We start from the raw sequence: 18,654 nt of genomic DNA, 5'->3' as shown, positions 1-18,654 counted from the left end.
CACGAGCGGAAGTCTTCAGGTGGCTGCCGGGCGCGGCGTCGAGCGCACTTCTGGCCAAAGGCAACCTGTCTAGTGTGCCCTATCGTCGAGGTTTGCGGAACACCGGGCCCCGCGCGGTCGCGTGACTTTCGCTACGCGGGGCCGTCGAGCTGCGCGAGGACCTCCCGGTCCCGGGCGTCCAGCAGGGTCTCGTCGTACGCCGCGAGCAGGTCGGGCCGTCGCGTCGCGGTCCGCCGCAGGGCCTCGTCGCGACGCCAGCGCGCGATCGCGGCGTGGTTCCCCGACCGCAGCACGTCGGGGACGGCGAGGTCCCGCCACACCTCGGGCCTGGTGTACGACGGCCCCTCCAGCAGCCCGTCGGAGTGCGAGTCCAGGCGGGCCGACTCGGCGTTGCCCAGGACGCCGGGCAGCAGCCGGGCGATCGCCTCGACCATCACCAGGACGGCGACCTCTCCCCCGGCCAGCACGTAGTCGCCGATCGACAGCTCGAGGACGGGAACGCGGCGCGCCGCGTCGTCCGCGACCCGCTGGTCGATGCCCTCGTAGCGTCCGCAGGCGAACACCAGGTGCTCGGCGTCCGCCAGCCGTTCGGCGTCGCGCTGGGTGAACAGCCGCCCTGCAGGGGTCGGCACGACGAGGATCGAGTCGGGCCGGAGCGTCTCGTCGAGTGCCGCGCCCCAGACCGTGGGCTTCATGACCATGCCCGGGCCGCCCCCGTACGGCGCGTCGTCGACGCTGTGATGCACGTCGTGGGTCCAGGCCCGCAGGTCGTGCACGCCGACGGCGAGATCACCGCGCGCGATGGACTTGCCGACGAGGGACTCGCGCAGCGGATCCAGGTAGCCCGGGAAGACCGTGAGGACGTCGATCCTCACAGCTCGAGCAGCCCGTCGGGCGGCGTCACGGTGATGCACCGCGTCGCGCGGTCGACGACCGGCACGATGTCGCGCACGAACGGCAGCAGGATCTCCCGACGCTCCCCGCGGGCCCGGACGACGAGGGTGTCGCCGCCGGCGCCGTGGACGACGTCGACGACCTCACCGACGTCGACCCCGTCCTCGGTCGAGACGGCCATCCCGACCAGCTCGTGGTCGTAGAAGTCGTCGTCGTCCTCGATCGGCGGCAGCTCGTCCGAGTCGATGACCAGCAGCGTCCCCTGCAGCGTCTCGGCCGCCGTGCGGTCGGCGATCTCCGCGAACCCGAGCACCAGCTTCTGCCCGCTGACGAAGCGCTGGGAGCGGACCGTGAGCGGGCCGCGCTCGGCGGGGTCGGTGCGCAGCACGGCGCCGACCGCGAAGCGTTCCTCCGGCTCGTCGGTGCGGATGCCGACGTTCAGCTCGCCCCGGATGCCGTGGGCCTTGCCGATCCGGCCGATCACCAGCTGCACGGTGCTCTCCTTCGTGGTGCGGTCAGTATGACGGGCGCAGAACGCGCTGTGGGCAAGCCCCGATCGCTCGGCGCTTGCCCACAGTGCGGTGCTTGTCGATGTGCGGTGCTCAGTCGTCGACGTCCACGACGTCGACGCGGATGCCCTTGCCGCCGACCGCCGACACGACCTGGCGCAACGCCTTCGCGGTGCGGCCGCTGCGGCCGATCACCTTGCCGAGATCATCGGGGTGCACCCGGATCTCCAGCACCCGCCCGCGGCGGGTCGTGACCATGTCGACCTGCACGTCGTCGGGGTTGGCGACGATGCCGCGCACGAGGTGCGAGACGGCTTCCTCGAGCACTACTTGGCGTCCTCGGCCGGGGCCGCGTCAGCCTGAGGAGCCTCCTCGGCCTTGGCCGTGGCGGCGCTCGGCTGCTCGGCCTTGGCGGCGTCGTCCGCCTTCGGGGCGGCCTTCTTCTTGGGCGTGGTCGCAGCCCCCTTGGCGGCGTCGCCGTCGGCCATCGCGCCGGCGAGCGCGGCCTCGTAGCGGGCCTTCTTGTCCTCGGCGGGCGCCTTGGTCTTCATCGGCTCGGGAGCCGCCTCGCCCTTGAACTTCTGCCAGTCACCGGTGACCTTCAGAATCGCCGCCACCGCGTCGGTCGGCTGCGCGCCGACACCGAGCCAGTACTGCGCACGCTCGGAGTCGACCTCGATGAACGACGGGTTCTCCTTGGGGTGGTACTTGCCGATCGTCTCGATCGCGCGGCCGTCGCGCTTGGTGCGCGCGTCGGCCACGACGATGCGGTAGTACGGGGCGCGCATCTTGCCCAGGCGCATGAGCTTGATCTTGGTTGCCACTGTTTCCTAGTGCTCCATCTTGGTCTTGGGGTCGGGGCGCCGTACGTCGCGTGGGGGTGCGGGTACGCCGGTCCCGTGTGAGCCCGCGGCGCAAAGTCAGGTAGAGGGCCCGATGCGTCCGCAGAAGTCAACCTGTTCATTCTGCCAGACGATGCGGACGCCGGTCAGCCCCGGCTCGCGAGATCGCACTCACTATCCGTCCTCGCCGTGCCGCGCGATGAGCAGGGCACACCAGGTCATCGCCACGCCGCCGACGGCGATCACCGCGGCCGCGATCGCGAACGCGGTGCGATAGGACTGCCCGATCACCGGCGCCACGACGAGCGGGCCGAGCACCTGCCCGATGCTGTACGCCGTCGTGAGCGCCGCCGCCGAGCGGGCCACCGGCAGCCGCCGTCCCTGGGTCGTCGTCATCATCGCGATGCCCAGGAAGGTGCCGCCGTACAGCGCCGCGCAGACGGTCGCCGCCCAGGTGGCATCGGTGACCGCCGGCAGCACCGACCCGCCGATCTGCAGCGCGTAGGCGACCACCAGGACGCGGCTGATCGGGACCCGCTGGGCGACGCGGTGGTAGACGAAGGTGGCGGGCACCGCGGCCAGGCCGGCGATGATCCAGACCACCGCGCTGACCCCGCTGCCGGTGCCGACCGCCGCGACGATGAACGTCCCGATGATGATGTAGCCCAGCCCCTCGAGGAAGTAGGCCGACAGCAGCAGCATCCAGATGCGCCGGACGGCGGCTGTCGGCCGCCCCTGGCCGTCGGTGCGCCGGATCGGGCGCGCCTCCGGCTCGACCGGCAGCAGCCACGGGCCGACCGCCAGGACGACGCTGATGCCGGCGGTGCCCAGCCACATCTGCTGCCAGCTGAGCGATCCGGCCGCGAGCAGCGAGAACGCGCCCATGATCACGATGCCGACGCCGACGCCGCCGAAGGCCACGCCCGGGGAGGCGCCGCGCGTCAGATAGGCCCCGACGGTGCTCGCGATCCCGACGAACAGGACCGCGCTGCCGTAGCCGGCCAGGAAGCGCAGGAGGCTCCAGCCGAGCAAGCTGTCCATCGGCACCATCAGCGCCTCGCTGACGATCACGACGACGGTCCAGGCGCGGAAGCTGAAGCGGGTGTTGATCTGCGGCCAGAGCGTCAGCACGACGGCGCCCACCAGATACCCGAGGTAGTTGACGGTGGCGATCCACGCGCCCTCGTGACGGCTGATCACGCCACCGGCCATCATCACCGGCATCAGCGGAGTGAAGGCGAACCGTCCGATGCCCATCGCCACGGCCATCCCGAGCAACCCCTGCCCGGTCACCGACCGTCCGCTGCGCGCCGTTCCCATCACCTCGCCACCGTAGCGGAGCGGGCGGCCCGGCCCGCGCGAACAGGCCGCGGCGGCGCCCGGCGGCCCGGCTAGTCTGTCAGCCATGACTTCTGGCGACGACATCAAGGCAGTGCTCTGGGACTTCGGCGGAGTGATCCTCTCCAGCCCCTTCGAGGCGTTCAACCGTTTCGAGGCCGAGCGCGGGCTGCCCGCCGACTTCGTGCGCACCGTCAACACGCACGATCCCGACGCCAACGCGTGGGCACGTCTGGAGCGCTCGGAGCTGACGCACGCGGAGTTCGACGAGGCCTTCGCCCTCGAGTCGCAACGCCTCGGTCACGAGGTGCGCGGCGCCGACATCCTGGCGCTGCTGGCCGGCGAGGTGCGGCCGGAGATGGTCGCGGCCCTCGACGCGGTGAAGGCGGCCGGCTACAAGACCGCCTGCCTGACCAACAACGTGACCAAGAGCGACGGCATCGACCCGACGGCGAACGAGCGCGCGGACGTCGCCCCGATCATGGCGCGTTTCGACGCAGTCGTCGAGTCGAGCAAGGTGGGCTACCGCAAGCCGGAGCCGCAGTTCTACCGGACCGCGTGCGAGCTGCTCGACGTGCACCCCGAGGCGTGCGTCTACCTCGACGACCTCGGCATCAACCTCAAGCCTGCCCGCGCGATGGGGATGCGCACCATCAAGGTCGGCGCCCCGGAGGTGGCGATCGCCGAGCTGGAGTCGATTCTCGGGATCCCGCTGCGCAGCCCGCAGCGCCTGCCGTAGCGGACGACGCTACGTCGTCCTCGTCCGGGCGACGGCGGCCTGGTAGACGTCCGCGTCGGTCTGGGTCAGGTCGGCCAGCGTGGCGGCCGCCGCGTACCGCTGGAACTGGTGCTTGGTCGCCTCGACCGGGTAGTGCGGCAGCGCCAGCAGCCGGGCCAGCCAGCGGTCCACCTCGGCGTCCAGCTCCTCGGCCGGGACGACGGAGTGCAGCAGCCCGAGCCGGTAGGCCTCCTGGGCGTCGCACGGGCGGCAGGTCACGATGAGCTCGCGTGCGCGCGCCGCGCCGATCTCCCGGATCAGCAGCGGCGTGCCGCCCCAGGACAGTGGGATGCCGATCTCCACCTCAGGCAGCCGGAACACCGAGTCGTCGGCCCCGACGCGGAAGTCGCAGGCCGCCGCCAGCAGCACGCCTCCGCCGATGACGTGGCTGTGCGTGCGCGCGATGGTGATCGCCGGGCAGCCCTGGATCGCGGCGATGGTCCGGTGGCCGGTCTGCGCGATCCGCCGGTGCGCGCGCGGGGGCGCGTCCGGCGCGGGCCGTGACGGGTGGTTCGTCAGATCGGCGCCGGCGGTGAACGCCCGGCCCCTGCCGCCGAGCACCACGACCCGCACGTCGTCCATCTGGTGGACCGCGGTGTACAGCCGGGTCAGCTCGTCGAGGGTCTGCGGATCCAGCGCGTTCAGCACGGGCGGCCGGTCGAGCCAGACCCGCAGCACCTGCTCCCCCGCCTCGATGGTGAGCCGCTGGTACGCATCCAGGTCGTGCGCCATGCCGTCGCCGCCCTAGTACGCGCGGGCGACGATCGCGATCGCGCCCTCTTCGTCGTCCGATTCCGGGATCTCGCCGTCCGGGCGCACCAGGCAGCGCACCGTCACCGCCGATGCTGCGAGCGTGCGCTCCCCCTCCACGCCCAGCGTCGCCCATGGGATCCGGGCGAACCCGGTCTGCGCGGCCTCGAGTGCGTCCTCGACCGTGGTGACCTCGGCGGTGAGCCGGTCCCGGCGCTCGAGCGCCTCGGCGAACAGGGCGCGCTGGTCCTCGTCGAGCGCGCGCACCGCGTATGCGACGACCTCGTCGAGCGCGACGGGCGCCTTGCCGCCGGCGATCCGCCGGGCGATCGTGACCTTGTGCTCGGCGATGTCCCGCGGGCCCACCTCGATCCGCAGCGGGATGCCCTTGAGCTCGGCATCCACCGCGCGCCGCCCGAAGGCGGTGTCGGTCCGGTCGTCGAGCTCGGCCCGCACGCCGGCCGCCGCGAGCTCGGCGGTGATGCGGGTGGCCGCGTCGCTGACCCCGTCGCCGTCCTTGACGACCATGACGAGGGCCTGGGTCGGGGCCAGGCGCGGCGGGATTCGCAGCCCGTTGTCGTCACCGTGGGTCATGATCAGGCCGCCGATCATCCGCGTCGAGGTGCCCCAGGACGCCGTCCAGCAGGTCTCCTGCCTGCCTTCGGACGACAGGTACTTGATGTTGAACGCCTTCGCGAAGTTCTGCCCGAGCTCGTGGGAGGTACCCATCTGCAGGGCCTTCCCGTCCCGCATCATCGCCTCGAGGGCGAGCGTGTTGGTCGCACCGGCGAACCGCTCGGCCTTGGTCTTGCGGCCGCGGATCACCGGCATGGCGAGGATCTGGACCATGAAGTCCTCGTACGCCTCCCGGTGGATGCGAGCGGCGTACGCCGCCGCGTCGGCCTCGGTGGCGTGCGCGGTGTGGCCCTCCTGCCAGAGGAACTCGCTGGTGCGCAGGAACACCCGCGGGCGCAGCTCCCACCGCACCACGTTGGCCCATTGGTTCAGCAGCAGAGGCAGATCACGGTACGAGTTGATCCACTTGGCCATGAACTCGCCGATGACGGTCTCGGACGTCGGGCGCACCACCACCGGCTCCTCGAGCTGCTTCCCGCCGGCGTGCGTCACGACCGCGAGCTCCGGGCTGAAGCCCTCGACGTGCTCGGCTTCGCGGGTCAGGTACGACTCGGGGATGAACAACGGAAAATAGGCGTTCTTGGCGCCGCACGCCTTGATCCGGGCGTCCATCTCCGCCTGCATGCGTTCCCAGATGCCGTACCCGTAAGGACGGATCACCATCGTGCCGCGGACCGGTCCGTTGTCGGCCATCTCCGCCTTCGCGACGACGTCCTGATACCAACGGGGAAAGTCTTCGGACTGCGGGGTGAGAACGCTTTTTGCCATGCGGATGATCGTAGTGTGTGGCGGCGATGCGGCCTTGCGGGGACACAGCCGCCGGCTACAGCGTGACCAGGCGTACAGCGACGGCGAGCATCACGCAGCCCACGGCGACGTCGATCGCCCGCCACGTGGACGCCCGGTGCACCAGCCGCGACAGCGCCCGCGCACCCAGTCCGAGAGCGCCGAACCAGAGCACGCTGGCGATCATCGCCCCGCTTCCGAACAGCCATCGGCCGGCGCCGTGCGTGCTCGCGATCGAGCCGAGCATCAGCACGGTGTCGAGGTACACGTGCGGGTTGAGGAAGGTCAACGCCAGCGTCGTCAGGACCACGACGCGGAGCCCGGACGGCGGCGTCGCCGACGGATCGAGGTGCTCGGTGGTCAGCGCGCGCCGGAAGGCCCCGACGGCGAGGCACACCAGGTACGCCGCGCCCGCCCAGGTCAGCACGGTCAACAGCTGCGGCACCCGCTGCACCACGACACCCAGGCCCGCGACGCCTGCCGCGATCAGCAGGACGTCGGCGACGATGCAGATCGCGACGACCGCCGTCACGTGGTTGCGCAGGAGCCCCTGCCGCAGCACGTAGGCGTTCTGCGCGCCGATGGCAACGATCAGCGAGAGGCCGGTCAGTACGCCGGTCAGGAGGTCGAGCACCGTGTTGCGCTAGCCCCGGAACGGGTGCCGGACGACATGCAGGCCCGGGTCGACCGGCTGGAGCGAGCCGCCCAACGCCTGCTGCATCGCATCGCGTCCCGCCACCAGGCGCCGCTGCAGGGACGCGGGCGAGTAGTCGAAGCCCTTCATCGCGATCTCCCATCCCGCGCCGTCGTAGCCCAGGTGGTGCACGACGGCCCGGCGGCCGGAGGAGCGCAGCGGCGCGGAGACCGTCGCCTCCAGCAGCTCGAGCGCATGGCGGCTCTGCGCAGCGAACACGAGATCCTGCTGTCGGCGCGCCACGGCGTCCAGCGAGGACGCGCGCTCGGCGACGGGAGGCCAGAGGTCGATCGCCCAGCAGACGACGTCCCCGCGCGGCGGATCGGCGAACAGCGGCCGGACCGGAAGGTTCGCCGACAGGCCGGGGTCGACCAGCAGCCGGCCGTCGATCTCGACCGGGGGGAACAGCAGCGGCAGCGCGGAGCTCGCGAGCAGGTGATCGACGGTGATCGTCGTGCGGGCGCTGTCGAACACGACGTCCTCGCCGGTCAGCTGGTCCAGCGCGTTGACCACGACCCGGATCTCGCCGTTGTTGAGCACGTCGAAGTCGATCAGCTCTTCGAGCGTGCGGCGCATCGGCGCGGTGGAGTGCAGGTGGTCGTCGTCGGGCACCAGCGGGAGGGCACCCCAGATCCCCGGCAGACTCGGGTGGAAGAGCCCGAGCCGGCCGCCGGTCATCGCGCGGGACGCTGCGGCCTGCCGGGAGGCCGGCAGCAGACCGGCCGCCGACCGGTCCTCGGCGCGCGCCCAGTACGTGCGCAACCGCTCCGCGGCCCTGTCGCGGGGGCCGCCGGCCAGCAGGCCGGCGCTCACCGCGCCGATCGACGCGCCCGCGACCCTGGTGACCGGTGGCTCCGCCTCGAGCAGCGCCTCCAGGGCGCCCGCGTGGAACGCTCCGAGGGCGTTGCCGCCCGCGAGGCACACCCAGTGCTCGGGTGCGAGTGGACCCGGCATGTGACGCTCCGTTCGTCGGCGTATCGATGATCCGCGTGCGCGGTCGGTCAGTGGACGACGCCGCGCAGCACGACGTGCCGCGGTTCGCGCAGCACGGCCAGGTCGTCGAGCGGATTGGCCGAGTAGCAGGCGAAGTCGGCTGGCGCACCCTCCTCGAGGCCGGGGCGGCCCAGCCAGGCGCGGGCCCGCCATGACGCCGCTCCCAAGGCGTCGACGGCGCTCATCCCGATGCCGGTCAGCGCGATCACCTCCTCGGCGATCGAGCCGTGAGCGATCCCGCCGCCGGCGTCGGTACCGGCGTAGATCGGCACGCCGGCCTCGTACGCGGCCCGCAGCCGCCTCGGATGCTCCTCGTACAGCGATCGCATGTGCTCGGCATACGTCGGGTACTTTCCCGCGCTGTCGGCGATCGACGGAAAGTTGCGGATGTTGACGAGCGTGGGAACGAGCGCCGTGCCGTGCTCGACCATGGCGGCGATCACCTCGTCGGTGATGCCGGTGCCGTGCTCGATGCAGTCGATACCGGATGCGACGAGGTCGGGAAGGGCGGCCTCGGAGAAGGTGTGCGCCGTGACGCGGGCGCCCGCGGCGTGCGCGGCGGTCATCCCGGCGCGCAGCTCGTCGAGGCCCCAAAGCGGAGCCAGATCGCCTGCGCCGCGGTCGATCCAGTCGCCCACGAGCTTGACCCACCCGTCGCCCCGACGCGCCTCGGCCGCCATCTGCGCCGGGAGGTGGGCCGCGTCGGTGTGGGTGTACACCCCGGTGATGTAGCGCTTGTCCTGCGCGATGTGCTTGCCTGCCCGGATGATCTCCGGCAGGTCGGGCTCGTCGTTCATCCACGCCGTGTCGTACGGGCAGCCGCAGTCCCGAATCAGCGTGGCGCCGCCGTCGCGCGTCTGCCGCGCGTTGTCCCTCAGCCGGTCGTGGTCCGCGCCGTCCACGAAGCCCTCGGGCGAGTTCCACAGATGGCAGTGCGCGTCGACGAGCCCGGGGACGATGTAGCCGCCCCGCGTGACTGTCTCGGCGGAGGCGACCGGCTGGTAGCTGACGCGCCCGTCGACGACATACAGGTCGCGCTGCTCGTCGCCGGGCAGCACCACGCCGGTGAATCGCAGCGCACCCATCTGTCGGCTACTCCTTGGGAAGGTCGAGCTTCGACAGGTCGGGCATGCCGGGGATCTTCGGCAGCTTGCCGCCGGCCCGGCCGAGATCCGGGAAGCCGTCGGGCAGGCCGCCCGGAGGCAGCCCCGGCATGCCGCCCATACCCGGCAGGCCCATCGGGCGGTTCGGGCGCGACGTCCCCTTCTTGCCCTTCTTGCCGCCCTTCTTGTTCTTGGCGTTGCGCGACTTGCGGCTGATGCCGCTGCCGCCGCCGAGGCCCATCGCCCCCGACATCTGGGTCATCATCTTGCGGGCCTCGAAGAACCGGGTGACGAGGTTGTTGACCTCGGACACGGTGACGCCGGAGCCGTTCGCGATACGCAGCCTGCGAGATCCGTTGATCATCTTCGGGTCCCGGCGCTCGGCCGGCGTCATGCTGCGGATGATCGCCGCGGTCCGGTCGAGGTCCTTCTCGTCGAGGTTGTTCAGCTGCTCCTTCATCTGTCCGGCTCCGGGCAGCATGCCGAGCAGGTTCTGCAGGGGACCCATCCGGCGGATGGCGAGCATCTGCTCCAGGAAGTCCTCGAGGGTGAACTTGTTGCCGGAGGCGACCTTCTGCGCCATCCGCTCGGCCTCGTCCTCGTCGAACGTCTGCTGCGCCTGCTCGATGAGGGTGAGCATGTCGCCCATGCCGAGGATGCGGGAGGCCATCCGCTCGGGGTGGAAGACGTCGAAGTCCTCGAGCTTCTCGCCGGTGGAGGCGAACATGATCGGCTGGCCGGTCACGTAGCGCACCGAGAGCGCCGCACCACCGCGCGCATCGCCGTCGAGCTTCGACAGGACGACGCCGGTGAACCCGACGCCGTCCCGGAACGCCTCGGCCGTCGTGATCGCGTCCTGGCCGATCATGGCGTCGATGACGAACAGCACCTCGTCGGGGCGCACCGCCTCGCGGATGTCGATCGCCTGCTGCATCATCTCGGTGTCCACGCCGAGGCGGCCGGCGGTGTCGACGATGACGATGTCGTGCATCTGCCGCTTCGCGTGCTCGATCGAGTCGCGCGCGACCTGCACCGGGTCGCCGACTCCGTTGCCCGGCTCCGGGGCGTAGACATCGACGCCGGCCTGCTTGCCGACGACCTGCAGCTGGGTGACCGCGTTGGGTCGCTGCAGGTCGCACGCCACCAGCACGGGCGAGTGGCCTTGCCCACGCAGCCACTGCGACAGCTTGCCGGCGAGCGTCGTCTTGCCGGCACCCTGCAGGCCGGCGAGCATGATCACGGTCGGCGGGTTCTTCGCGAACTGCAGCCGCCGCGTCTCCCCACCCAGGACACCAATCAGCTCGTCGTTGACGATCTTGATGAACTGCTGCGCGGGGTTGAGCGCCTTGGAGACCTCCGCCCCGAGGGCGCGTTGCTTGATCGCGGCGACGAATGCCTTGACGACGGGGAGCGCGACGTCCGCCTCCAGCAGCGCGATGCGGATCTCGCGCGCCGTCGCGTTGATGTCGGCCTCGGTCAGCCGGCCCTTGCTGCGCAGGCCGGTGAAGACCTTCTCCAGGCGGTCGGAAAGGGTGTCGAACACGAAAGCTCCCAGTGATGGTGGACGGACGCCGTCGGCGATCCTGCGGCATGCCGACTCTCTAGAGTAGTCCACCGCGGCGGCCGGACGACGCTGCCCGAGAGGCGTCCGCGGGCGGAGGATCCGATCAGCGGCCGGTGGCGCGAGCAGCTGAGCGGGCCGGCCGCCGGGAAAGGCTCCCGCGCGGCCGACCCGCATTCGGCGCGGCTACGCTGCGGCGGCGTCGATCGCCTTGCTCAGCTCGGCGACGGTGCCGGACGTCATCTGGGTCCCGTTGACCAGCACGGTCGGCGTGCCCTTGAAGCCCTTCTTGTCGAATTCGTCGGTGTTGGCCGTGGGCGCGTCCTTCTGCGCGCCGTCGGTGACGCACTTCGTCCACGCGTCGCCGAGGCCGACCTTCTCACCGATCGAGATCAGCTCCTTGTCGGACAGCCCCGGGCCGCCCTCGGCCGGCTGCTCGTTGTAGAGCTCCTTCATGTACAGGTAGCCCTTGGGCTGGTCGCCGGCGCACATCACGGCCGCTCCGGCGCGGGTGGAGTAGCCGGCCGGGGACGAGCTGTTGTTGAGGATCGCGACCGGGTGCACGACGAGCTTGGCCTTGCCGTCCTTGACCGCCTTCTCGACGGTGGGCGCGGCCTGCGTCTCGTAGGCGCGGCACGCCGGGCACAGCAGGTCCACCCAGTAGTCGATCGTGACGGGCGCCGCCTGCTCGCCCCAGGTGATCGCGTTGGACGCGACCGCTCCGGTGCCGAGGTCGATCGAGGCGGCGGCCTTTTCCTTCTCGCTGTTGCTGCTGTTCACCGCGATGATGCCGGCGACGACGAGCGCCGCGACGAGAACGGCCGCGACGATCCAGATCGTCGTCTGGCTGCCGCCGCGTCCGGCCGCCGCCTTGCGGGCGTCCGCCAGCGCCTTGGCGCGGTCCTTGCTCGGCTGCGACCGGGTCGCGGGCTTCTTGCCGACCTTCGGCCCGGTCGCGTTGGAGCGCGCCGTGGCGGCCCGCGCGGAGGGCGACTTGGCGGTGGACGCCGGCTTCGACGCGCCCGCGCGGTCCGGCGCGCCGGTCGAGCCGCCGGGCTTGACGGTGCGCTTCTTCGAGTTCGACATGGTCCTCTTTCGTTCGTCCTACGGGATGGCGTGGCTGGTCATCGGGCGGCGAGCGCGTCGCCGGCCGGGGCGCCGAGGTCGTCCACCCGGGCCGCGGCCGGGTCCTGCTGGCGGCCCAGCAGGTCCTCGACCGCGAAGCGGGTGCGTGGCCACAGCACCAGCCATGCCGTGGCGAGGAGCATCCCGGAGTCGCGGGCGATCTCGAGCGGGTAGTCCGGCCGCCCGGTCGGGATCAACGATCCGCCGAAGCAGCCGCACTGGGTGCTGATGCCCCGGACCCACAGCGAGGCGATGCCGGCGATGAAGGCGATCAGCAGCAGCGAGAGCATGATCGACACGATGCGCGTGCCGACGCCGAGCAGCAGCAGCAGCCCGAGGGCGATCTCCACGACCGGGAGCACGACGCCGATCGTGTCGGCGATCTCGCGGGGGAAGATCCGGTAGGACTCGACCGACACCTTCGCCACCGGGATATCGAGAATCTTCGAGATGCCGGCGTACCCGAAGACGACGCCCATGACCAGGCGGATCGCGGTGCCGACGGCGGGGCGCAGCCGAGCCCACGAGCCGCTGTCGTCGGCGGGCTCCGGGTGCATCACGCCCGCCATTGTTCCACGGACTGCGCGCGGCGGCCCGCCGCTGTGACCGGAATCGGCGGGCGCGTCACCGGCGCCGCTTCTTATTGCAAACGATGTGCAATAAGGTCGGGTGCGCAGCTGTTAGGAGGCCGCCACCGTGCACGTACCCGACGGATTCCTCGACGCGCCGACGTCGATCGCCACCGGAGTGGCGGCGGCCGGCGCCGTCGCGCTCTGCCTGCGGGGCGCCCGCCGGGAGCTCGACGACCGGACCGCTCCCCTGGCCGGCATCGTCGCGGCCTTCGTGTTCGCGGCGCAGATGCTCAACTTCCCGGTGGGCGCCGGGACCAGCGGACACCTGCTGGGCGGCGCCCTCGCCGCCGCCCTGGTCGGGCCGTGGACCGGAGCCCTGTGCGTCGCGGTCGTCCTCGTCGTGCAGGCCCTGGTCTTCGCGGACGGCGGCCTGACCGCGCTCGGCACCAACGTGCTGCTGATGGCGATCTGCACGGTCATCGTCTCGTACGGCGTCATGCGCCTGCTGGTGGCGGCGCTCCCCCGGCGGCGCGGCAGCATCCTGGTGGCCGTCTGCGGCGGCGCACTGCTGTCGGTCCCATCCGCGGCCGCCCTGTTCGTCGGGCTGTACGCGGTCGGTGGCGCGGTGGCCGTGCCGCTGCCGAGCCTGGCCGGCGCGATGTTGACCGTGCACGTCCTCATCGGCCTCGGCGAGGCACTGATCACCTCGCTCGTCGTCGGGACGGTCTTGGCCACCCGGCCCGATCTCGTCTTCATCGCCCGGAGCCTGCGCACGCCGCTCGAGCGGCGGCGTGCCGGCGCACCGGCCGACGAGGTGTCCGCGTGACGGCGCGCCCGCGCACCGCCCGGGCGGTCGCGATCGGCCTGCTCGTCGCCGCCGTCCTCATGGCCGGTCTGCTGAGCTACTTCGCCTCGTCCGCGCCCGACGGGCTGGAGAAGGTGGCCGGCGACAAGGGGATCAGCGATGCCGCGCGTCCGCATGCGTCCGAGGACGGGCCGCTCGCGCACTACCGCACCAAGGGCGTGGACGACAGGGGGCTGTCCGGCGGCGTGGCCGGCGTGCTCGGGGTCGTGGCGGTCGGGGCGGCCGGCACCGGGCTGTTCCTGCTGCTGCGCCCGCGCCGTCCCGTCGAGGCGGCCGCCGACGCCGCCGCCGGCCGGCATGCGGACGGTCGCTGACGTGGGTGCGGGACACGGCGACCTCGGCTACGTCGACGGTCGCTCCTGGCTGCACGGCACCTCGGGCCACCACAAGATCGTCGCTGCCTTCGTCCTCGTCCTCGCGGTCGTGGCGGTACCGCGCGGTACGTGGTGGCCGTTCGCGGTCGCGGTCGGTGTGCTGGTGGCGGCCGCCGCAGCCGCCCGACTGCCGGCGCGACGCGTGCTGCGCCGGATGCTCGTCGAGACGCCGTTCGTGGTGTTCGCCCTCGCGCTGCCGATCATCGCCGACGGGCCCCGCGTCGCCGTCTTCGGCGTGCCGGTGAGCGAGCCCGGGCTGCTCGCGGCGGGGGCGATGCTGGCGAAGGCGACCGTCGGTGTGCTCGCCGGCGTCGTGCTGGCCTCGACGACCCGACCGGCGGAGCTGGTCCGTGGTCTGCACCGCCTTCGGATGCCGGGACCGCTGGTGGAGATCGCCTCGTTCATGCTGCGCTACGTCTCGGTCGTCTCCGACGACCTGCGCCGGATGCGGATCGCCCGCGAGTCGCGGTGCTTCGCCGGTTCCGGGCCGCGTCAGGCGCGGGCGGTGGCGGCGTCGGCCGGAACGCTGTTCGTGCGGTCCTACGAACGGGGCGAGAGGGTGCATCTGGCGATGCTGGCCAGAGGCTACGCCGGCACCATGCCGGTCACCGAGACGCGCGACACGGCGCGCGCGCCGCTCGCGCTGACGGCCGGCGTGCTGATCGTCGTCGCGGCCGCCGCCACGGCCTGGTGGCTGCGATGAACGCGCCGTCGCTGCGGGTCGAACGGCTCGCGTTCGCCTACCCGGACGGCCACCAGGCGCTGTACGGCGTCGACCTGCGCATCGACCGCGGCGAGCGGGTGGCGCTGCTCGGCCCGAACGGGGCCGGCAAGACGACGCTGGTGCTGCACCTGAACGGCATCCTCGGCGGCGGCGAGGGGCGCATCGAGGTCGCCGGGACGCCGGTCACCCGCCCGCATCTGGCCGAGGTCCGCCGCCGCGTCGGGATCGTGTTCCAGGACCCCGACGACCAGCTGTTCATGCCGACGGTGCGCCAGGACGTCGCGTTCGGGCCGGCGAACCTGGGGCTGCGTGGCGCGCCGCTCGAGGCAGCGGTGGCGCGGGCGCTGGAGCAGGTCGGGATGGCCGCGTACGCCGACCGCCCGCCGCACCACCTGTCGTTCGGCCAGCGCCGGCGGGTCGCCGTGGCGACGGTGCTGGCGATGGACCCGGAGATCCTGGTGCTCGACGAGCCGTCGAGCAACCTGGATCCGGCGGGACGCCGGGAGCTCGCCGAGATCCTGCAGGCGCTCGACGTGACCGTCCTCATGGTCACCCACGACCTGCCCTATGCGCTGCAGCTGTGCGAGCGGTCGGTCGTCCTCGACGCCGGCGTCATCGTCGCCGACGGCAGCACCGCGGACCTGCTGCGCGACGCCGAGCTGCTCGCCCGTCATCGTCTCGAGCTGCCGTTCGGCTTCGCCGTCCCGTAGCCCGCGCCCCCTCCAGCTAGGTGGTCTGCAGCAGGCCGTCGACGAACTCTCGCGGCACGAACGGGATGAGGTCGTCCTTGCCCTCGCCCATGCCGACGAACTTCACGGGGACGCCGAGCTCCTTCTGCACGGCGATCACGATGCCGCCCTTGGCGGAGCCGTCGAGCTTGGTGAGCACGACGCCGGTCACGTTGACGACGTCGGTGAACACCCGGGCCTGCACCAGGCCGTTCTGCCCCGTGGTCGCGTCGAGCACGAGCAGCGTCTCGTCGACCGGGCCGTGCTTCTCGACGACCCGCTTGACCTTGCCGAGCTCGTCCATCAGGCCCTGCTTGGTGTGCAGCCGGCCGGCCGTGTCGATCAGCACGGTGTCGACGCCGCGCGCCTTGCCCTCCTTGACCGCGTCGAACGCGACCGAGGCCGGGTCCGCCTTCTCGGGTCCGCGCACGACGTCGACGCCCACCCGCTCTCCCCAGGTGCTCAGCTGGTCGGCGGCGGCCGCGCGGAACGTGTCGGCGGCGCCCATCAGCACGGTGTGCCCGTCCCCGACCAGCACGCGGGCCAGCTTGCCGCACGTGGTCGTCTTGCCGGTCCCGTTGACGCCGACGACCATCACGACGGCCGGCGTCCCGTCGGCGCGGGTGGCCGCCAGCGAGCGGTCCATGCCCTCGTCGAGGGCGTCGACCATCTCATCGGCGAGCAGCGCCTTGACCTTCTCGGAGCTGGCGGCACCGACGGCCATCGACTTGGTGCGCAGCTGCTCGACGATGTGGGTGGAGGCAGCGACGCCGACGTCGGCGCGCAGGAGGGAGTCCTCGAGGTCCTCCCAGTCCTCCTCCTCCATCTCGTCCTTGGCGAGGACGGCGAGCAGCCCGCGGCCGAACGCGCTGTTGGAGCGCGCCAGCCGTTCGCGCAGCCGGCCCATCCGCCCCTTGGTCGACGGCGGGGTGTCGAGGGGGACCGCCGCCGGTGCGGGCTCGACCTCTGGTTGAGGCTCAACCTCGACCTGAGGTTCAGAGATGACCTCGGCGGGAGCGGTGTCGGCCGGTGGCGCGAGGGCCGCCGCGTCGTTCGGGATGATGATCGACTCGAGCTCGGCCTCGATGTCGGAGTCGGTCGGCTCGAGGTCGGCGTCCGAGCGGGCCGGGCCCGTGGTGCGCGGCGTCTCGAGCGGGGTCCGCTCCGACGGCGCCGGACGGGTCGCGGTGGGCCCCGCGGGGGCCGGCCCCGGGCGGTCGAGCGTCGCCGTGCCGGCGCCGGGGCGCTCCGCCCCACCGGCAGTCGAGCCCTCCGCGCGCGCGCCACGCGCGGGGCGGTCCTCCAGCCGCATGACCTTGCGGCCCTTGCTGACGATGTAGGCGTAGCCGCCGCCGATGATGACGACGAGCAGGGCCAGCGATATGTAGAGCCATTCCATGAGGTGCATCATCCCAGAGATGTCGTAGCCGGCCGAGGCCGAGCGGGGTCGGGTTTCGGTGCGGGCAGCGGTCTAGGAGACCCGCTCGCGGATCCGCTGGCTGATCACCTGGGTGATCCCGTCGCCGCGCATCGTCACGCCGTACAGCGCGTCCGCGATCTCCATCGTGCGCTTCTGGTGGGTGATGATGATCAGCTGGCTGGTGTCGCGCAGCTGCTCGAACAGCGTGATCAGGCGCCCGAGGTTGACGTCGTCGAGGGCCGCCTCCACCTCGTCCATGACGTAGAACGGGCTGGGGCGGGCGCGGAAGATCGACACCAGCAGCGCGACCGCGGTGAGCGAGCGCTCGCCACCGGACAGCAGCGAGAGCCGCTTGATCTTCTTGCCCGGCGGCCGCGCCTCGACCTCGATGCCGGTGGTCAGCATGTTGTCCGGGTCGGTGAGCACCAGGCGCCCCTCGCCGCCCGGGAACAGCGTCTTGAAGACCACCTCGAACTCGCGCGCGACGTCCTCGTACGCCGAGCTGAACACCTCGAGGATGCGGGCGTCGACGTCCGCCACGACCGTCAGCAGGTCGCGGCGGGTCGCCTTGAGGTCCTCGAGCTGGTCGGACAGGAACTGATGCCGTTCCTCGAGCGCCGCGAACTCCTCGAGCGCCAGCGGGTTGACCTTGCCGAGCAGCGCGAGGTCCTTCTCGGCCTTGCGGGCCCGCTTCTGCTGGAGCTCGCGGTCGTACGGCGTCGGCTCGGGCGCAGGCTCGCCCTTCTGCTCCGCCTCGGCGACCATCGCGGCCGTCGGCGGCACCGGCTGGTCGGGCCCGTACTCGGCCAGCAGCGCCTCCACGGTCACGCCGAACTCCTCGGACGCCTTCTCGCCGAGCTGGTCGATGCGCAGCCGCTGCTCGGCCCGCGCGACCTCGTCGCGGTGCACCTTGTCGGTGAGCCGCTCGAGATCGGCCCCGAGCTCTCGCAGCCGCGCGCGCACCATCCGCAGCTCCGCCTCCCGCTCGACGCGTCCGGCGGCGATCGCGTCCCGCTCGCTCTCGGCCCGCAAGATCGAGACGCCGAGATGGGCTAGGACCTGCTCCGCGGCAGCGGCGACGTCCTTGGCGACCGCGGCGCCCCGCGCCCGCTGCTCGCGCTGCTTGGCCAGCCGGGCGCGGGCCGCGCGCTCGTTCTCGGCGTTGCGCCGCAGCGAGGCGACGCGACCGGCCAGCGCCTGGACGCGTTCCTCGGCGGTGCGGACGCCGAGCCGGACGTCGACCTCCTGCTGGCGCAGGTTGCCGACGACGACGATCAGCCGGTCGCGTTCCTCGGTGGACGGCTCCTCCTCCGCGGGCGCCTGCTCGGCGAGCCGCAGCCGCTCCTCCATCTCGGCGAGACCCGCTCGGGCCTGGGTGGCCTTCTCCTCCGCCTGCTGCTGCTGGCGGACGAGGCGGTCGGCCTCGGCGACGGCGCTGCGCGCGGCGGACCCGAGGTGCGCGAGCTCCTCGGCGACGGCGTTCATCTTGGCGTCGGACTCGTGCAGCGCGGACAGCGCCTCGGCGACCTCCGCGGCGAGCGCCTGCTCGCGACCCTCGGCCTCCTCGAGCCGGGCGGCGAGGTCGTCGGCCAGGCTCGCGGCCTCGGCCCGCTTGCCCTCCGCCTCGTCGACCGCCGCCTTGACCTCGATCGTCGAGGGCGCCGATGCCGAGCCGCCGCGGGCGAGCCCGCGACCGACGACGTCGCCGTCGACGGTGACCGCGCGGACGTCGGGGTGCTCATCGGCCAGCCGGACGGCGACGTCCAGCGACGGCACGATCGCGACCTTGTGCAGCAGCTCGGTCAGCGGTGCCAGCAGCTCGTCCGGCACGTCGACGTCGTCGAGCGCCCAGCGGGCGCCCGCCGGCAGGGCGGGCCAGCCGTCGCGGGCGGGGCGGGCGGCGCCGGTGATGAGCATGCCGGCCTGCCCGGCGTCGGCGTCCCGCAGGAGGGTGAGGGCGTC

General features: G+C 72.2%; 19 protein-coding genes and 1 pseudogene. 5 read left to right on the top strand and 15 right to left on the bottom strand.

All coding sequences use genetic code 11. From position 1 onward, the window contains the following. Nucleotides 1-131 precede the first annotated feature (131 nt). The 5 genes from trmD to F8A92_RS10775 form a co-directional block, all read right to left on the bottom strand. Nucleotides 132-875 (bottom strand): tRNA (guanosine(37)-N1)-methyltransferase TrmD, encoded by a 744-nt coding sequence (trmD, locus tag F8A92_RS10795; protein ID WP_153505168.1) that lies wholly within the window; start codon nucleotides 873-875, stop codon nucleotides 132-134. Continuing rightward, on the bottom strand, nucleotides 872-1,387 hold the full coding sequence (rimM, locus tag F8A92_RS10790; protein WP_153505167.1) for a ribosome maturation factor RimM: 516 nt from the start codon (nucleotides 1,385-1,387) through the stop codon (nucleotides 872-874). The genes trmD and rimM overlap by 4 nt, the downstream gene beginning before the upstream one ends. Nucleotides 1,388-1,496: 109 nt before the next feature. Then, nucleotides 1,497-1,730, bottom strand: a complete 234-nt coding sequence (locus F8A92_RS10785) for an RNA-binding protein (protein ID WP_153505166.1) — start codon at nucleotides 1,728-1,730, stop codon at nucleotides 1,497-1,499. Next, complete coding sequence (gene rpsP, locus F8A92_RS10780) at nucleotides 1,730-2,227, bottom strand: 30S ribosomal protein S16 (RefSeq protein WP_153505165.1); 498 nt, start codon at nucleotides 2,225-2,227, stop codon at nucleotides 1,730-1,732. Before rpsP ends, F8A92_RS10785 begins: the two co-directional genes overlap by 1 nt. A gap of 192 nt (nucleotides 2,228-2,419) precedes the next feature. After that, a complete protein-coding gene (locus F8A92_RS10775) occupies nucleotides 2,420-3,565 on the bottom strand; it encodes a YbfB/YjiJ family MFS transporter (protein ID WP_153505200.1) in 1,146 nt (381 codons plus the stop codon). An 85-nt stretch (nucleotides 3,566-3,650) separates the two neighbouring features. Here F8A92_RS10775 and F8A92_RS10770 point away from each other — a divergent pair, with 85 nt between their 5' ends. Then, on the top strand, nucleotides 3,651-4,322 hold the full coding sequence (locus F8A92_RS10770) for an HAD-IA family hydrolase (protein ID WP_153505164.1): 672 nt from the start codon (nucleotides 3,651-3,653) through the stop codon (nucleotides 4,320-4,322). 9 nt (nucleotides 4,323-4,331) lie between these two features. Here the strand turns inward: F8A92_RS10770 and F8A92_RS10765 are convergent, their stop codons facing one another. From F8A92_RS10765 to F8A92_RS10730, 8 genes are all read right to left on the bottom strand, one after another. Further along, complete coding sequence (locus tag F8A92_RS10765) at nucleotides 4,332-5,093, bottom strand: enoyl-CoA hydratase/isomerase family protein (RefSeq protein WP_153505163.1); 762 nt, start codon at nucleotides 5,091-5,093, stop codon at nucleotides 4,332-4,334. A 12-nt stretch (nucleotides 5,094-5,105) separates the two neighbouring features. Continuing rightward, complete coding sequence (gene proS / locus F8A92_RS10760) at nucleotides 5,106-6,515, bottom strand: proline--tRNA ligase (protein ID WP_153505162.1); 1,410 nt, start codon at nucleotides 6,513-6,515, stop codon at nucleotides 5,106-5,108. 55 nt (nucleotides 6,516-6,570) lie between these two features. Beyond that, nucleotides 6,571-7,167, bottom strand: coding sequence for a LysE/ArgO family amino acid transporter (locus F8A92_RS10755; RefSeq protein WP_153505161.1), 597 nt, complete (start codon nucleotides 7,165-7,167; stop codon nucleotides 6,571-6,573). A 9-nt stretch (nucleotides 7,168-7,176) separates the two neighbouring features. After that, a complete protein-coding gene (locus F8A92_RS10750) occupies nucleotides 7,177-8,181 on the bottom strand; it encodes a patatin-like phospholipase family protein (protein WP_153505160.1) in 1,005 nt (334 codons plus the stop codon). A gap of 47 nt (nucleotides 8,182-8,228) precedes the next feature. Beyond that, on the bottom strand, nucleotides 8,229-9,305 hold the full coding sequence (locus tag F8A92_RS10745; protein WP_153505159.1) for an amidohydrolase family protein: 1,077 nt from the start codon (nucleotides 9,303-9,305) through the stop codon (nucleotides 8,229-8,231). A gap of 7 nt (nucleotides 9,306-9,312) precedes the next feature. Then, entirely contained in the window at nucleotides 9,313-10,866 is a 1,554-nt protein-coding gene (ffh, locus tag F8A92_RS10740) for a signal recognition particle protein (RefSeq protein WP_153505158.1), read from the bottom strand. A gap of 204 nt (nucleotides 10,867-11,070) precedes the next feature. Further along, a complete protein-coding gene (locus F8A92_RS10735; RefSeq protein ID WP_153505157.1) occupies nucleotides 11,071-11,970 on the bottom strand; it encodes a DsbA family protein in 900 nt (299 codons plus the stop codon). Between the two features lie 38 nt (nucleotides 11,971-12,008). Next, complete coding sequence (locus tag F8A92_RS10730; protein WP_228389376.1) at nucleotides 12,009-12,566, bottom strand: MauE/DoxX family redox-associated membrane protein; 558 nt, start codon at nucleotides 12,564-12,566, stop codon at nucleotides 12,009-12,011. 139 nt (nucleotides 12,567-12,705) lie between these two features. On the opposite strand from F8A92_RS10730, the gene F8A92_RS10725 reads away from it, so the two are divergent. Genes F8A92_RS10725 through F8A92_RS10715 form a run of 4 tightly spaced genes read left to right on the top strand, consistent with a single transcriptional unit; the run spans nucleotide 12,706 to nucleotide 15,254 of the window. Then, the gene (locus F8A92_RS10725) at nucleotides 12,706-13,407 is read left to right on the top strand and encodes an energy-coupling factor ABC transporter permease (RefSeq protein WP_228389371.1); all 702 of its coding nucleotides are present in this window, start codon (nucleotides 12,706-12,708) and stop codon (nucleotides 13,405-13,407) included. Beyond that, nucleotides 13,404-13,760 carry a PDGLE domain-containing protein gene (locus F8A92_RS19035; RefSeq protein ID WP_228389370.1) on the top strand — a complete coding sequence of 119 codons (357 nt, stop codon included), beginning with the start codon at nucleotides 13,404-13,406 and terminating at the stop codon, nucleotides 13,758-13,760. The genes F8A92_RS10725 and F8A92_RS19035 overlap by 4 nt, the downstream gene beginning before the upstream one ends. Before the next feature lies 1 nt (nucleotide 13,761). Then, nucleotides 13,762-14,523 carry a cobalt ECF transporter T component CbiQ gene (gene cbiQ, locus F8A92_RS10720; protein WP_228389369.1) on the top strand — a complete coding sequence of 254 codons (762 nt, stop codon included), beginning with the start codon at nucleotides 13,762-13,764 and terminating at the stop codon, nucleotides 14,521-14,523. Next, nucleotides 14,520-15,254 (top strand): energy-coupling factor ABC transporter ATP-binding protein, encoded by a 735-nt coding sequence (locus F8A92_RS10715; protein ID WP_153505154.1) that lies wholly within the window; start codon nucleotides 14,520-14,522, stop codon nucleotides 15,252-15,254. The genes cbiQ and F8A92_RS10715 overlap by 4 nt, the downstream gene beginning before the upstream one ends. Nucleotides 15,255-15,270: 16 nt before the next feature. Here F8A92_RS10715 and ftsY read toward each other — a convergent pair whose 3' ends face one another. Then, nucleotides 15,271-16,671 (bottom strand): signal recognition particle-docking protein FtsY, encoded by a 1,401-nt coding sequence (ftsY, locus tag F8A92_RS10710; RefSeq protein ID WP_228389368.1) that lies wholly within the window; start codon nucleotides 16,669-16,671, stop codon nucleotides 15,271-15,273. 72 nt (nucleotides 16,672-16,743) lie between these two features. Continuing rightward, nucleotides 16,744-18,654 (bottom strand): annotated as a pseudogene (locus F8A92_RS10705) (chromosome segregation protein SMC); the annotation flags it as partial.

The sequence above is a fragment of the Cumulibacter manganitolerans genome, assembly GCF_009602465.1.
GTDB classification, from domain to species: Bacteria; Actinomycetota; Actinomycetes; order Mycobacteriales; family Antricoccaceae; genus Cumulibacter; species Cumulibacter manganitolerans.
This window is presented reverse-complemented; position numbering and strand designations above follow the sequence as displayed.

Coding starts and splice junctions, on each gene's coding strand:
- F8A92_RS10775 (WP_153505200.1), bottom strand. CDS start 3,565: ATGGGAACGGCGCGCAGCGGACGGTCGGTGACCGGGCAGGGGTTGCTC.
- F8A92_RS10770 (WP_153505164.1), top strand. CDS start 3,651: ATGACTTCTGGCGACGACATCAAGGCAGTGCTCTGGGACTTCGGCGGA.
- F8A92_RS10765 (WP_153505163.1), bottom strand. CDS start 5,093: ATGGCGCACGACCTGGATGCGTACCAGCGGCTCACCATCGAGGCGGGG.
- proS (WP_153505162.1), bottom strand. CDS start 6,515: ATGGCAAAAAGCGTTCTCACCCCGCAGTCCGAAGACTTTCCCCGTTGG.
- F8A92_RS10750 (WP_153505160.1), bottom strand. CDS start 8,181: ATGCCGGGTCCACTCGCACCCGAGCACTGGGTGTGCCTCGCGGGCGGC.
- F8A92_RS10745 (WP_153505159.1), bottom strand. CDS start 9,305: ATGGGTGCGCTGCGATTCACCGGCGTGGTGCTGCCCGGCGACGAGCAG.
- F8A92_RS10735 (WP_153505157.1), bottom strand. CDS start 11,970: ATGTCGAACTCGAAGAAGCGCACCGTCAAGCCCGGCGGCTCGACCGGC.
- F8A92_RS10730 (WP_228389376.1), bottom strand. CDS start 12,566: ATGCACCCGGAGCCCGCCGACGACAGCGGCTCGTGGGCTCGGCTGCGC.
- F8A92_RS10715 (WP_153505154.1), top strand. CDS start 14,520: ATGAACGCGCCGTCGCTGCGGGTCGAACGGCTCGCGTTCGCCTACCCG.
- ftsY (WP_228389368.1), bottom strand. CDS start 16,671: ATGGAATGGCTCTACATATCGCTGGCCCTGCTCGTCGTCATCATCGGC.